Annotated in this window: 11 protein-coding genes; 5 read left to right on the top strand and 6 right to left on the bottom strand. The window is 66.4% G+C overall.

Features of this window, described 5'->3' with window-relative positions; all coding sequences use genetic code 11:
• Positions 1-83: 83 nt before the first annotated feature.
• Positions 84-1,421, top strand: a complete 1,338-nt coding sequence (gene dctA, locus ACY65G_RS08105) for a C4-dicarboxylate transporter DctA (RefSeq protein WP_464996846.1) — start codon at positions 84-86, stop codon at positions 1,419-1,421.
• Between the two features lie 64 nt (positions 1,422-1,485).
• Here the strand turns inward: dctA and ACY65G_RS08100 are convergent, their stop codons facing one another.
• From ACY65G_RS08100 to ACY65G_RS08085, 4 genes are read right to left on the bottom strand one after another with little or no spacing between them, the layout of a single operon-like run.
• Positions 1,486-2,235 carry a rhamnogalacturonan acetylesterase gene (locus ACY65G_RS08100; protein WP_464996845.1) on the bottom strand — a complete coding sequence of 250 codons (750 nt, stop codon included), beginning with the start codon at positions 2,233-2,235 and terminating at the stop codon, positions 1,486-1,488.
• Complete coding sequence (locus ACY65G_RS08095) at positions 2,232-4,034, bottom strand: glycoside hydrolase family 28 protein (RefSeq protein WP_464996844.1); 1,803 nt, start codon at positions 4,032-4,034, stop codon at positions 2,232-2,234. Before ACY65G_RS08095 ends, ACY65G_RS08100 begins: the two co-directional genes overlap by 4 nt.
• A 13-nt stretch (positions 4,035-4,047) precedes the next feature.
• Complete coding sequence (locus ACY65G_RS08090) at positions 4,048-6,165, bottom strand: hypothetical protein (RefSeq protein ID WP_464996843.1); 2,118 nt, start codon at positions 6,163-6,165, stop codon at positions 4,048-4,050.
• Positions 6,165-7,610 carry a glycoside hydrolase family 28 protein gene (locus tag ACY65G_RS08085; protein ID WP_464996842.1) on the bottom strand — a complete coding sequence of 482 codons (1,446 nt, stop codon included), beginning with the start codon at positions 7,608-7,610 and terminating at the stop codon, positions 6,165-6,167. Before ACY65G_RS08085 ends, ACY65G_RS08090 begins: the two co-directional genes overlap by 1 nt.
• Before the next feature lie 268 nt (positions 7,611-7,878).
• Between ACY65G_RS08085 and ACY65G_RS08080 the strand changes: the two genes are divergently transcribed.
• Both ACY65G_RS08080 and ACY65G_RS08075 read left to right on the top strand, forming a co-directional pair.
• The gene (locus ACY65G_RS08080) at positions 7,879-8,808 is read left to right on the top strand and encodes a GntR family transcriptional regulator (RefSeq protein WP_464996841.1); all 930 of its coding nucleotides are present in this window, start codon (positions 7,879-7,881) and stop codon (positions 8,806-8,808) included.
• Positions 8,809-8,966: 158 nt separating this feature from the next.
• The gene (locus tag ACY65G_RS08075) at positions 8,967-11,186 is read left to right on the top strand and encodes an alpha-galactosidase (RefSeq protein WP_464996840.1); all 2,220 of its coding nucleotides are present in this window, start codon (positions 8,967-8,969) and stop codon (positions 11,184-11,186) included.
• Positions 11,187-11,200: 14 nt separating this feature from the next.
• Here ACY65G_RS08075 and ACY65G_RS08070 read toward each other — a convergent pair whose 3' ends face one another.
• Positions 11,201-11,611: a VOC family protein gene (locus ACY65G_RS08070; protein WP_464996839.1), complete on the bottom strand. Its 411-nt coding sequence runs from the start codon at positions 11,609-11,611 to the stop codon at positions 11,201-11,203.
• Between the two features lie 225 nt (positions 11,612-11,836).
• Between ACY65G_RS08070 and ACY65G_RS08065 the strand changes: the two genes are divergently transcribed.
• Together ACY65G_RS08065 and ACY65G_RS08060 are read left to right on the top strand one after the other, a co-directional pair.
• On the top strand, positions 11,837-12,910 hold the full coding sequence (locus ACY65G_RS08065; RefSeq protein WP_464996838.1) for a PKD domain-containing protein: 1,074 nt from the start codon (positions 11,837-11,839) through the stop codon (positions 12,908-12,910).
• A 212-nt stretch (positions 12,911-13,122) separates the two neighbouring features.
• Complete coding sequence (locus tag ACY65G_RS08060; RefSeq protein WP_464996837.1) at positions 13,123-13,542, top strand: hypothetical protein; 420 nt, start codon at positions 13,123-13,125, stop codon at positions 13,540-13,542.
• Between the two features lie 30 nt (positions 13,543-13,572).
• On the opposite strand, the gene ACY65G_RS08055 is transcribed toward ACY65G_RS08060, so the two are convergent.
• Entirely contained in the window at positions 13,573-14,052 is a 480-nt protein-coding gene (locus ACY65G_RS08055; protein ID WP_464996836.1) for a VOC family protein, read from the bottom strand.
• Positions 14,053-14,248: the final 196 nt, after the last annotated feature.

Below are 14,248 nucleotides of genomic sequence, written 5' to 3'. Positions count from 1 at the left end.
GCCGCCTGGCGGGGTTGCCGTGGCCGCGCCTGCCCATCCGCAGTCCGGAACGCCGTACGAAAAAATCGCAACAGGAGACAGCCATGCGATCCACCTTCTTCGTCAAATCCCTATCCAAACTCTACGTCCAGGTCCTGATCGCCATCGTCGTCGGCATCGCGCTCGGCCATTTCATGCCGGACCTGGGCAGCCAGCTCAAACCCCTCGGCGACCTCTTCATCAAGCTGATCAAGATGCTGCTGGCGCCGATCATCTTCGCCTCCATCGTGGTCGGCATCGCGCGCATGAACAACGTCCACGAGGCGGGGCGCGTCGGGCTCAAGGCGGTGCTGTACTTCGAGATCGCTTCCACGTTCGCCCTCGTGATCGGGCTCGTCGTCGTCAACGTCTTCCAGCCCGGTGCCGGCATGAACATCGACCCCGCGCACATCGACGGCGCATCGGTCGAAACCTACGCGAAGAGGGCGGAACAGCAGGGCGGCGCATTCGATTTCATCCTGAACATGGTGCCGCACAGCGTCGTGGGCGCCTTCGCCGCCGGTGAAATGCTGCCGATCATCTTCTTCTCGCTGCTGTTCGCGATCGCGCTGGCCCGCGCCGGCAAGGCGGTCGAACCGTTCGTCGACATGCTCGACCAGTTCCTGCAAGGGATGTTCGGCGTCGTGCGCATCGCCATGTATGTCGCGCCGCTGGGGGCCTTCGGCGGCATGGCCTTCACCGTCGGGAAATACGGCATCGGCACGCTGGCCTCGTTCGGCCAGCTGATCCTCTGCCTGTATCTGACCTCGGCCGTCTTCATCCTGCTGGTGCTGGGCCTCGTCATGCGCGCCTGCGGCCTGTCGCTGTTCAAGTTCATGCGCTATATCCGCGACGAGATGCTGGTCACGCTCGGCACGGCGTCGACGGAAGCGGTGCTGCCGCAAATGCTCGTCAAGCTGGAAAAGCTGGGCATACCCAAGCCGGTCGTCGGACTGGTGCTGCCGACCGGCTACGCCTTCAATGCCGACGGCACGGCGATCTACCTGACGATGGCATCGATCTTCATCGCCCAGGCCATGAACATCGACCTCACCTTGTGGGACCAGCTGGTGCTGCTGGGCGTTCTGCTGTTCACGTCGAAGGGCTCCGCGGGCGTCGCCGGTGCCGGCTTCGTGGCACTGGCCGCCACGCTGGCGTCGATGCACAAGATACCCGTCGAAGGGCTCGTGCTGCTGCTGGGCGTGGACCGCTTCCTGAACGAAGCCCGCGCGGTCACGAACCTGGTCGGCAACGGCGTGGCCACGGTCGTGGTGGCGCGCTGGGAAAAAGCCATCGACATGGACCAGGCCAGGGCCGTTCTCGATCGCGGCAAGGCATCCGGCGAGGACGTGCCCGCCGCGATACTGGAACCGGTTGTCCCGGTCGCGCGCGTGCGGCAGTGACAGTGGATGACGCGCGGCCCGTTACGAGGCCGCGGCGTCGGATTGCCGCCGCAGCGTGGTCTTGTTACTTCAGGTAGGGAGCGATCGCCGGCACCTCCCGCGCCAGCTGCCTGCCGACCATCGCACCGAACAGCGCCGATCCCTTCGGCCCCAGGTGCGTCCAGTCGAATTTGGTCTTCACCTTTTTCCCGTCCGGGGAGGGCGGTGGCGCCGGTTCTTCCGCCAGCGTGTCCGCTGCGGCCTGGCCCATGGCCTGCACGGCCGCGGCGCTTTCGGTATTCAGGTCCAGCACGGCGACGCTGTCGCGGGCGGCTGCCCGCTTCGTCGCGGCGCCCCACGGGGCCAGCGTATCGCGCAGCCAGGCGCCCTTGAACGTGCGCCGCGTGAGGGGCGTCACGAGTACCGGCACGCCGCCCAGCGCGCGCACGTCGGCGGCATAGCGCGCCATATTGTCCGGGAACTCGGTAACGAGGTCCGTCGCGTGCCGCTTGCCCGGCTGGTCGTTGTGGCCGAACTGCACCAGCACATATTGCGCGCCGAAGTTTCCGCCATCCTGCAGCAGGTCCAGCACCTTGTTCCAGCGGCCTTCGGCCCGGAAGCTTTTCGAGCTGCGCCCGTTCGCACCGAGGTTCACGCAGGTGACTTCGGGCCGGAAGCGGGCGCACAGCCCGTCGCCGTAGCCGTTGCCGGGGGCGACGGTGGAATCGCCCACCAGGATCACGCGGACAGGCGGCAGGGGAGCAGCAGTGCCAGCCGCAGCGGCGCTGGCCGACAGCGCCAGCGCCGCCAGCATCCATGCATGTCGCACCGTCATCCCGACAGCTTCCGGTTGATGACTTGCCCGCCGATCGTCACGTTCGCCAGTACCACGTTCTGCGCGTTGTGCAGGTAGACCGGTTCCTTGCCGTTGCGCGGCGTGCCGAAATCGCAGTCGGTGATCGTCACGTTCGACACGGGCACGATGGCCGTGCCGGCCGGTCCGTTGAAGCTCGACGCCACGGGGCCGAGGATCAGCACCGCCTGCCAGCACGAGAACGACCCGTCGGCCATCTTCGCGTTCCCGGCGCGCAGTGTCGAGATGTGGATGTCCGACACCTGGGGCGGCCGGGTGCGCACGCCGTCGTCGCCGGCGGCGTAGTTGCAGTCGATGGTCACGATGGCGCCGCTGCCGGTCGCCAGGCCCTTGAACGCATTGTTCGCATCCGGCGGAGCCGCCTTGCGGGCGCGCGCATCCACGCCGTTCGGCACGGTCACGTCGCGCACGTACAGGTGGCGCAGGAAGCCGCCGCGGTTCATATTCGTCTTCAAACGGATGGCGCTGCGCAGCGGATCGGTGGCCCAGTAGGCATTGCGGAACTCGATGCGCTGCGCGTACACGTGCTCGATGCCGGCCGCCATCTCGCTGCCCAGCGTCACGCCGCCATGGCCGCTGTTCATCACGCAATCCTGGATCACCACGTTGCGCGTGGGGCCCAGTTGCGTGTCGCGGTTCTTGCCCGACTTGATCGCGATGCAGTCGTCGCCCGTGTTGAACGTGCAGTGTTCCACCAGCACGGTGTCGCAGGATTCGGGATCGAAGCCATCGTTGTTCGGGCCCGTGCTTTCCATGTTCACCCTGGCAAAGCGCACGTTGCGGCAGTCGACCGGGTGATGCAGCCAGAACGGCGACGCCACCACGTGGTAGCCCTCCAGCAGCACGTCGGTGCAGCCGACCAGTTCGACCATGCACGGGCGCAGGTAGTGGCCGATGCCGAAGATGCGCTTCGCGATCGGCACGCCCGCCTCGGAGAGCGCGGGCAGGTAGCGCGTGTCGCCGTTCCAGCGCGGGTGCGTGCCCTGGATCAGCGCGCGCTGTTCCGCCGTCAGTCCCGGTGCCACGGTTTCCAGCGGCAGATTCAATGGATTGACGCTGCCCGCATTGACCTTGCCTTCCCTGCGGTCGATCCAGTCCCACCATGGGCCGTCTCCCGCCTCCACGTGCACGCCGGCCTGGCCGTTGAGCACGCTGGTGCCGTCCTCGCCGGTCAGCGCGATGTTCGACTGGTTGTACGCATAGACCAGCGGACTGTAGTTCAGCACATCGTTGCCCTGCCAGCGCGACAGCACCAGCCTGCCGGCCTTGCCGCAGTCGATGTCGCCGTACTTCGCGTAGTCGGCCGGGTCGGCGCTGAAATAGACCTGCGCGTTGGCCGCCAGGTGCACGTGCACGTTCGAGCGCAGCACGATTGGGCCCTTGCAGTACCAGCTGCCGGCGGGGATCACCACGCGCCCGCCGCCGGCGCGGCTGGCCGCGGCGATGGCGGCGGCGATGGCCGGGTAGCAGTCGGGGGAGCCGGGGGCGGGCGTCTTGACGTCCGTGACCTCGGTGCGCCACACCAGTTTCGCCGGCACCAGCGCGGCGCTTTTCGCGCCGAAGGCCGTGATCGGAAAGTCCTCGTTGCGGAACTTCAGGGGACGCGAGCAGCGGTCGATGATGCCCCGAGCGCGCTGCCAGGGGTCGGCCGCGGTGCCTGTACTTGCCGCCGCGGCCAGCGGCGCGGCGCCGGTGGCAAGCAGTGCCGCGGCGGCGGAGGTGCCGCGCAGGAAGCGGCGGCGTCGTTCAAGAACTGTCATGTGCATCTTCCCGTCAAGGCAATTTATTGAATCCTTCGGCCTTCACCACCCAGCTGCCGTCCGTCGGGAACCCCGGCGTGGCCCGCGTGGCGCCATCCCAGCCGCCCGCCATCAGCGCGACGGCGGCCAGCAGCGAGCCGTTGCCCGGCAGGTAGACCGGCAGCCGCTTGTTCGGGTTGTGGCCGGCCTTCGTGTAGCCGTTGTTCGGGCCATCCGATTTCAGCAGCACGCCCACGGCCAGTTCGGGCGCGTCCAGCCGGGCGGCCGTCATGGCGATCATCGGGTAGTCCCAGCCCCAGATCTTGGTTTGCCAGTCCCATGACGCCAGTACCGCGTCGAGCGTGTTGCGCATGACCTGGCGGTCCACGCCGTCGCCCGGCAACTGGCCCAGCGCCATCAGGAACGACGGGTGGTCGTGGCGGCTGTCGACGTTGTCCCAGGTGTCCGGGTTCGATTCGATCGCCACGTACTTGCCATCCTTCTGCGGCAGCTTCGACAGGTTCGTGCGGCGCTGTTCCCAGCCCGCGTCGCGCGGCATGCCGAGCCGTTCGCGCCATTGCTGGGCGATCTCCAGGCCCCGTGCCCAATAGCTCAGCTCATAGGTCGGGTTCATGCTGGTGGCCTGGTCGTAGATTTCCTGGGCGATCCACAGCGGCGGGCCGAGCACGTAGCGACTGTTCTTCTCGTCCCAGTTGAGCATCGAGGCCATGCAGTCCGCCGTGTCGAATACCAGTTCGCGGTAGCGTTCCAGCGTTTCCTTCGTGGGGTTGGCGCGGTACAGCAGTTCGGCCAGGTGGATCGGGTGCGGCTGGTTCCAGATGATCAGCGGATTGCCGCCCGGGCTTTCGCGACCGCCCGGGCCCGTCATCTTCATCCAGCGCGCGCCTTTCAGCCCGCGGTCCGCGGCCACGGCGCGGGCCACCGGCAACGTGCGCTGGAACCAGGTAAGCGTGCGCGCCGTGAACTCCGGGCGGCCCCACAGCGTGAAGTGGGCGGTGTGCCACCACACCATTTCCGTGTGGTGCTTGCCATACCAGGTGGACGTCGTCAGCCCGCTTTCCGAGGCGGGCATCTCGTCGCCCAGCTGGATCGCGGTCAGGTATTGCGACAGCACGACCCTTCGTTCCAGTTCGGCCGCGCGCGGATCGGTGCTGCCGGCGAAATCGACGGCGGCGCCGCCGCGCCAGAAGCGGTCCCAGTGCGCGCTGCTGGTAGCGAACACGGTCGCGGCATCGGGCGCGGTTGCGATGCCGTCCTTCGCGAACGACACCGTCAGCTCCAGCGTTTCGCCCGATTGCGGCGCGATCTCGAACACGTGCGCGCTTGGCTGGCTGATCGCCAGCGGTGCGGCACTGGCCACCGTCATCGCGTAGCGGGCGGTGTCGCGCGTGTGCTCCACCACCAGCGTCCTGGCGGTCTTCGCCAGCACCTTCGACCGGTGCCCGTCCGGCTGCGACCAGTCGAGCGGCGGATTGTGGTGGGCGCCCGGCTTGTAGCCGTAGGGCAGGGCGATGCGTACGGCCACGCGCTTGCCGGCCAGCAGTGGTGAACGGATGCGCAGCGCGAGCGTGTCGCTGTCCGGGCTCACCGCGCTGGTGACGGTCACCGGTTGCCCCAGCAACTGCACGCGGCTGTCCAGCTGGCCCTTCCACATGTCCAGGCGCTGGTCGACGTTCGTGATGTCGCCCGGCGTGACCGGCCGCGCATCGGCGCCGCAGATGACGAAACCGATCTGCGGCAGCGGGTGGATGTGCGGGTTCTCGCGCAGCCACTGGCCGGCGGGGATCCTCGTGTTCATCGGGTAGCCCACGGTGCGGCCCCACGCCGTGTACTCGCGGTTCACGTCCGACAGCTTGTAGCCGTTCGGGTTGGCCTGCTCGTGCCACGACCAGCGCGCCCCGGTCTCGGTCGGCGTGCCTTTTTCGTGGTAGTGGTCGGCCAGGGTTTGCAGGCCGGTCACGTCGGCCGTGAACGCGAAGCGGCCATTGCCCACGCTGAGCGGCGACATGGGGTCGATGCCGGTCATGTGCGGGTTGTGGCGCTTGACGACGGCCTGGCGGTCGATCGGCGCCGCGTATGCGCCCGCGACGGCGGCCAGCAGGGCCAGGCAGGGGAGGCAATGTCGTTTCATCAGCCTTCCTTCTTCACCGGTGCTGCTTCTGCGGGCACCGCTGATTTTACTGGCACCGCTGGCGCATCCCGCACGACGAATGTGCCGGCCGGCAGGCCGTCCACCCGGCTGGCCTTGCCCACTTCCACGGGCGCATCGGCCGGGATGGCAAGCTTCGTGTTGGTGAAGCGCCAGTCCTGCGCCTCGCGGATATAGCCGCCGCTTTTCGCCTCGATGTCGATGCCGTCGAACGTGAAGCGCTGCAGGGGCGCCTCGGCGATGCCCGCCACTTCGAAGGCGCTCTTCGCGCCGGTGGCCTTGATGTTCCAGATCTTCACGTCGCTGAAGCGGGCGAGGCCCTTTTCCTTCGGCACCGGCGTGGCCATCACCTTCCAGTGCGGCGGCACGTTCTTCTCGCCCGGCGGAATGGCGGCGTAGCTGTAGTTCGGGTTCCAGTTCATGTTGATGCGCATGACGATGGGCGTGCCCTTCATCGTGATGTCGTGCAGGCGCAGGTTCTCGCCGAAGCCGCCGCGCGTGTGGGCGGACTTGAACAGGATGCCGACCGGCGTGTGCTCGTCGAAGGTCATGTTGTAGGCTTCGATGTTGCGAAAGCCCCCCGAGGTCTCGCTGCCGAACGTGATGCCGCCTTTCGAAGCGCGCACGATCACGTCGCGGATCACCACGTCCTCGGTCGGGCGGTTCACGCGCAGGCCGTCGGCATCGCGGCCGGCCTTCAGCACCACCGCGTCGTCGTTGACGGAAATGTCGGCGTTCGCCACCAGCACCTTGCGCGACGAATCGATGTCGATGCCGTCCGTCGACGGCCCCTTGCCATCCTCGTTGTTGCGGATCGTAACGCCGTCCACCGCGACGTCGGACGAATAGCATACGTGCACGGTCCAGAAGCCGGCGCGGCGCATCAGCAGGCCGCCGCCCACCTTCACGTCGGAAGAATCGAACACCTGCACCAGGCGCGGGCGCTTCGCATCGTAGTCGGACGCCCAGCGCAGCCCGCGCGGCTGGTAATCCTTGCGCAGCGCCCAGTAGTAATCCCAGAACGGCTTGCCGTCGCCATCGATCGTGCCTTCGCCCACGATGGCGGCCTTCTTCTGCTGGTAGATGTTGACGAGCGCCGCCGGCCACGTCATCTCGATGCCGGCGATCCGGGTGGGCATCAGCGGGTAGTCGGCGATGTTGCGGGAGCCGAGCAGCGTCACACCCTTGTCGATCTTCAGCGTGACGCCCGTCTTCACGAAGACCGAGCCGGTGAGGTAAGTACCGGCCGGGAAGACCACGGTGCCGGCATCCTGCGCGGCCGCATCGATGGTTTTCTGGATCGCGGCCGTGTTCATCGTCACGCCGTCGCCCTTGCCGCCGTAGTCGCGCACGTTGAAGTCGGCCGCAGTGGTGGTGACGTGGGCGGCAGCAAGGAGCAGTGAGAGGGCCAGCATCGAGAGTCGCATGGAAAGTATCCTGGTACTAAATAAATAATGCACCCCAGTGTAGCGATGTTTTATTCGTCTGCACGCCCCCGGTTCACTTGCTCACGAACATGACTATTTCATCACCGCAAAACTGGGGACGTACCCCTGTTTCGCGGAAACTTACAACAGCCTGGTTTCCAACAGCCTGGTTAATCTGAGCATTTCCTGAAAACAGGGGTACGTCCCCGGTTTTACCTGCGTGACAAGTCCCGGGCTATAATTTATTGAAAACCAATAACGAGACCCCATGGCCCGACCACCCCTTGTCTTCAAGCGCAGCACGAACCTGCTGCTGAACCACCTCGCCGGCCACGTGGCGGTCGGCGAAGCGCTGCCGACCGAGCAGCACATGGCCGAACTGGTCGAAGGCAGCCGCACCGCGGTGCGCAGCGTGCTCGCCCACCTGCATGCGCAGGGGCTGATCGGGGACATGAAGGAGCGCCGCCTGCTGCGCAAGCCCCGACGGGCCGATTACTTCGATATCGCGGAACTGCAGCCGGGGTCGGACCGCATCCGCGAGGTGCTGATGGAGCGCATCTACCAGCGCGACATGCCGCCCGGCGCGGAATTCTCGGAAGCGGAACTGGCGCGCGCCTCGGGCACCGGCACGATCAGCGTGCGCGAATTCCTCATCGAGTTCTCCCGGTCCGGCCTCATCGAAAAGAAGCCGCGCGGCGGCTGGCGCCTGTGCGCGTTCGACCGCTCGTTCGCGATGGAGCTGGCCGACGTGCGGCAGATGTTCGAATTCGCCGCGATCGACCAGCTCGCGCAACTGCCTGCGGACGACCCGGCTTTCACCCAGCTGAACGAGCTGATCGCGCGCCACGAGCAGCTCGGCTCCGTGATGCCGGCCCGGCACAAGGATTTTCCCGCCCTCGACCGCGACTTCCACACATTCCTCATCGGGCTGCTGCACAACCGCTTCGCGAAAAGCCTGTACGACGTGGTGTCGCTGGTCTTCCACTACCACTACCAGTGGGACAAGGACGAGGAACAGTCCCGCAACCAGTATGCGGTGCACGAGCACCTCGATGTGATGACCGCGCTGGCACGCCGCGATTTCTCCGGCGCCCGCGAAGCCATGCGCATCCACCTGAATTCCTCGCGCAGCACGCTGCTGCAAGGCATACGGGCGCGCGAACAGAAGGCCCAGGCAGCACAGCGTTCCAACGGCTGATCTGGTATCAAAACAACGTTGTAAAACAACCGGGGACGGGGAGGAGAGATGGCATGCATGCCATCTCCGCTGCGCAGGCGGGAGCAGTACTCCCGAAACCCTGCTCCCTTCCAAGTTCCTGACAACAGTTCCTTCAACGATAACGAGGCAAACCACCGATGACCGACATTGACCAGCGCCGCCGTACCCTCTGCATGCAACTTCTCGGCGGCCTCGCCGGCATCGCCCTCGGCGGCACCGCCAGGGCCCGGCCTTCGGTGGATGAAGCAGGTAAAGTCTTCCGGCTCGATGGCGGCGGCGTCACGTACGCGTTCGGCGTCAACGGGGAAGGGCAGTTGCAGTCGCTGTACTGGGGCAGCGCGCTGGCGCCGGAAGACAGGCTGCCGGCGCCGGTGCAGGTGCCGGAAAACTCGTCCAACGAGATGCCGGTCAACCTCACGCCGTTCGAGTATCCGGGCTTCGGCGGCGGACTGACCGTGGAGCCCGCGCTGAAGGTGGCGTTCCCCGACGGTGTGCGCGACCTCGTGCTGCGCCATGTCGGCCACCAGGCCGACCACGAGAAAATCGTCATCCGCCTGAAGGACGTGAGCCGCGCGGTGCACGTGACGCTGACCTATGCGATGGATGCGGCGACCGGCATCCTGGCCCGTTCGGCGGTCGTGGAGAACCGCACCGGCAGCTGGATCCAGGTGGACCAGCTGGCCGCCGCGAGCCTCACGCTGCCATACAGCGACGATTACCGGATGTCCTATCTCACCGGGCGCTGGGCCGGCGAGTTCGCGCTGCAGACGCGCCCCATCGTGCCCGGCTCCATCGTGATCGAAAGCCGCAAGGGCGTGACGTCGCACCAGTCCAATCCCTGGCTGGCGATCAGCCGCGCCGCGACGGAAGAGGAGGCCGGCCCCGTGTGGTTCGGCGCGCTGGGCTGGAGCGGCTCGTGGCGCATCCATGTCGACATGGATTCGCTGGGCGGCCTGCGCACCACCGCGGGCTACAACCCGTTCGATTTCGCGTACCGGCTGCAGGCGGGGGAAAGCCTGGCTTCGCCCGTCTTCCATGCCGGGTATTCCGACGAGGGCTTCGGTGGCGCGTCGCGCCTGTTCCACCGCTACCAGCGCGAGAAGATCCTGCCCAACGCGCCGGCCCCGCGCGATCGCCCCGTGCTGTACAACTCGTGGGAGGCCACGCAGTTCGCCGTCGACGAGCCGGGCCAGATCGCGCTGGCGGAAAAGGCCGCCAGCATCGGCGTGGAGCGCTTCGTGATGGACGACGGCTGGTTCGGCGCCCGCAGCAGCGACAAGGCCGGCCTGGGCGACTGGGTCGTCAACCGCACGAAGTTCCCGAACGGCCTGAACCCGCTCATCAAGCGCGTCAACGACCTGGGCATGGAATTCGGCCTGTGGGTGGAGCCGGAGATGGTCAACCCGGACAGCGACCTGTATCGCGCGCATCCGGACTGGGTGATCCATTTCGCAGGCAGGCCGCGCTCGGAGGCGCGCACCCAGCTGGTGCTGAACCTGGCCCGCAAGGACGTGTACGAGCACCTGCTGAAGATGCTCGACCGCCTGCTCACCGACCACCGGATCGGCTTCCTCAAATGGGACCACAACCGCGCGTGGTCGGAACCCGGGTGGACGGAAATGGGAGCGACCGGGCAGCAGCGCCTGTATGTGGCCTACGTGACCAACCTGTATAAACTGCTGGCGGAACTGCGCCGGCGCCACCCGAAAGTGGAAATCGAATCGTGCGCCAGCGGCGGCGGCCGTGTCGACCTCGGCATCATGGCGCTGACCGAGCAGGTCTGGACGTCCGATAACACCGATCCGTTCGACCGCCTGCTCATGCAGGATGGCTTCACGCACGCCTACACGCCGGCGATCATGATGGCCTGGGTGACCGATGCGCCGAACTTCGTCAACCGGCGTGTCACGTCGCTGGAATACCGCTTCCTGTCCGCGATGCAGGGTGGACTGGGCATCGGCGCCAACCTGAATCACTGGAAAGACGGCGATTTCGCCACGGCGAAGCGCCTCGTCGCGGAATACAAGACCATCCGCAAGACGGTGTTGCAGGGGAACCTGTACCGGCTCGTATCGCCGCAGGGCGGCTCGCGCCGCTCGGCCACGCTGTCCGTGGCGCAGGATGGCAGCCAGGCGGTGCTCTTCGCCTTTCTGCATTCGAGCGGCCTGCGCGAGCGCCAGCCGCGCATCCAGCTGCGCGGGCTCGATCCGAAGAAAATGTACGCGCTGCGGACGATCTCGGGCAAGGCCGTGCCGCAAACGCCGCAGTGGGCCAGCGGCGCTTACTGGATCGGGCACGGGTTGAGTGTGGAGATGGTGGGGGACTTCCAGGCAGCGGCGTTCGTGCTGGAGGCATAGCCCGCGAACCGCGTTCAGTCGAACAGCGTCAACCCTTCATAAGGCTCGCGTCGCAGCGATGCCAGCCGCGATTCGAGACTGCCCGCGTGGATCTCCAGCTTGTGCCCGTCCGGGTCGAGGAAGTACAGCGAATCGCCCTCGCTGCTGTTCTCCTGCCAGGGCTTGATGCCGCGCGATCGCAGCGCGGCGGCATGGGCCTCGAATTGCGCCACATCCACGGTGAACGCGATGTGCGTGTATTCGAGGAGCGGCCCTTGCCGGCATTGCCTGTCGAGCGTGAGGCACAGCCACAGGCCGTCGATGGAGAGATAGGCGCCCCTGGCCCACTTCGCGCGAGGCCGGAAACCCAGCGTCTCCACATAGAAGGCAAACGACGTTGCGAGGTCGGAGACGGACAGCGTGATGTGATTGAGCGAAGCGATCATCGGGCGAGGGGGCTGCAAGCGAACGGACATTGTAAGGACGATTTGCGGCCCCGTGCGATTCTCATTCGATTCTCAATCCGATCCTCATCCGCTTCCCGATCCGATGCTCGATCCGATGCTCGATCCGATTCTCAACCGGTTGATCGGCCGGCAGCCGTTTCGCCGCCGGCGAGCTGGTAGAGTGCGTGCAGCTTTCCCGAAACCTTCCACCGTCGAACGATGACCATGCCTGCCCCGAAATCCGCCCTTGCACTGCTTGCCGCCATCGCCTGCACCACCGCCATCGCCCAGGACGACCGTGGCTACAAGGTGTACCAGTTCCCCGCCAACCGGATCCCTGTCATCGACGGCAAGGCCGACGACTGGCGCGATTTTCCGGATGCCTGGATCGTCGGCACGGACCAGCTGCGCGACGATTCCGGCAAGGGCCGCAAGGTCGATCCGAAAAGCCTGGACATCAAGGTGCGCGTGGCCTGGGTGGCGGGGCTGAACCGGCTGTATTTCCTGTACGAGGCGTGGGACGACCACTGGGATTTCGCCGATCCCGGCCTGCACAACGACACGTTCGAGATCGTGGTCGATGGCGACCTGTCCGGCGGCCCGCTCGTCGATACGCTGCATCCGAACCCGGCGCTGCCGTGGGCGCAGCGCTATTTCGCCTACCACGGCGTGCATGCGCAGAACTACCATATCTTCACGCCGGCGGAGGGCAAGGACTGGACGCTGCTGTGGGGGCCGCAGGCATGGCTGAAAAAGCTGCCGTATTCGAACATCGCCTATTCCTACGACTTCAAGCCGGGCCAGCCCGGCAGGCTGACGGCCGAGTTCTGGATCACGCCATTCGACCATGCGGGCGCCGACCGGGCCCGCGCCGTGGAAACGCAACTAACCGAAGGAAAGAAGATCGGGCTGACCTGGGCCGTGATCGACTATGACGGTGCCGACGAAAGCGGGCAGAAGGCGTTCTGGAACCTGTCGGAGCATCGCAAGATGTACGGCAATTCCAGCCTGGGCACGGTGTTCACGCTGATGCCGCTCGATGCGAAGCATCGGAAATCCTTCGAGGCGGGCTGGTCGTTCATGGTCACGGACATGGCGCGCCGCAGCGTCACGTTCCGGGACGAGAGCGTTGGGCCCGTCACGCGCTGGCACTGGGATTTCGGCGACGGCGCCACGTCGGGCGAGCAGCATCCGGTGCATCGCTACGAGAAAGCCGGCAAGTATCTCGTGGTGCTGACGGTCGAAGGACCGCAGGGGTCGTCGAGGATGGCAAAGCTGTGGGATGTGGCGGTGGAGTGAGGTGGGCCAGGCGCGGCTGCAACAGCGTGGAACTTTTCACGGCAGAGTTGCTCCAAGGTTGGCAGGCGCGCAGCCCGCCCGCCCTGAAACCGCCCTGAAAGGATGAACCCGTGGACAGCATCAACGACCTGCCAGCCAGTCATCTGCCAATCGACAACCAGCGCAAGGCCAGGCCCGGAACGGTGCAGGGGTTCAGGCTCAGGCCCAGGCCCATGTTCAAGCCGAAGCGCATTCCCAAGACCAGGTTGCAGTTCAGGCGCACATTGCGCGACCGCGGCCAGGCGGAACACCAGATGTGCAAGGCGATCGCGGCGCTCGGCGTGCTGGCCGGGGTGGACGTGGGCATGGGCATGGGACTCGGCCCCGAGGACATGGACACGCTGCTGATCGAAGCGGCCCATCAATGCCATTTCGACGATGCCGAGTTCATGGATGGGCCATGCTGCTTCGAGTTCGTGAAGACCGTCGTCGATGCCGATATCCTCAAATTACAGGCCGACACGGTGGCGCAGGGCCTGGCCAGCTACATCCGCCAGCACGCCGGCCCCGAAGCAATCCAGGCAGCCGACAGGCAGCTGGCGCTGATCGACACGGCCTTTGCATGGCTGAGGAAGTCGGCCAGGCGTGCGTGATGCCGCCGGAGCGGTGGCCTGTCGTGGCGCTCAACCGCGCCGGGCCGCCTCGATCGTGGCGATGTCGATCTTCTTCATTTCCATCATCGCCGCGAAGGCGCGCTGCGCTGCAGCCCGGTCCGGGTCCGTGAAGGCCGCGGTCAGCGCGCGCGGCGTGATCTGCCACGACAGGCCCCATTGATCCTGGCACCAGCCGCATGCGTTTTCCTTCCCGCCGTTGCCGACGATGGCATGCCACAGGCGGTCGGTTTCTTCCTGGTCGTCGGTCGCGATCTGGAAGGAAAACGCGATGCTGTGCGCCACCCCCGGGCCGCCGTTCAGGCCCAGGCAGGGGATGCCGGCCACGGTGAACTCGACCGTCAGCACGTCGCCCTCCTTGCCCGCCGGGTAGTCCCCCGGCGCCCGGTGCACCGCGCCGACCGCGCTGTCGGGAAAGGTGGCCGCATAAAACTGCGCGGCTTCCAGTGCCGTACCGTCGAACCAGAGACAGATGGTGTTCTTCGCAACCATGGTGTTCCTCCGTTGGGGTGGGTGAGCGGACAGCTTAGTGCACGAAGGCGGGCGGGTCCACTCCAAAAACGCGTCCGTCCGGATCCGGCATGCGTAGCCGGCTCGCAGCCGTTCCATGCGCGCCGCACCGTCGCCAGCACGAAGATCATGAAGCCGGCTTGCGCGGCGAACGAAGGCACGTCGAAGCCGTTTACAC

It is taken from the genome of Pseudoduganella sp. jia 12 (assembly GCF_055502675.1).
The sequence above is the reverse complement of the archived record's forward strand: the minus strand, read 5'-3'. Positions and strand labels throughout refer to the sequence as shown.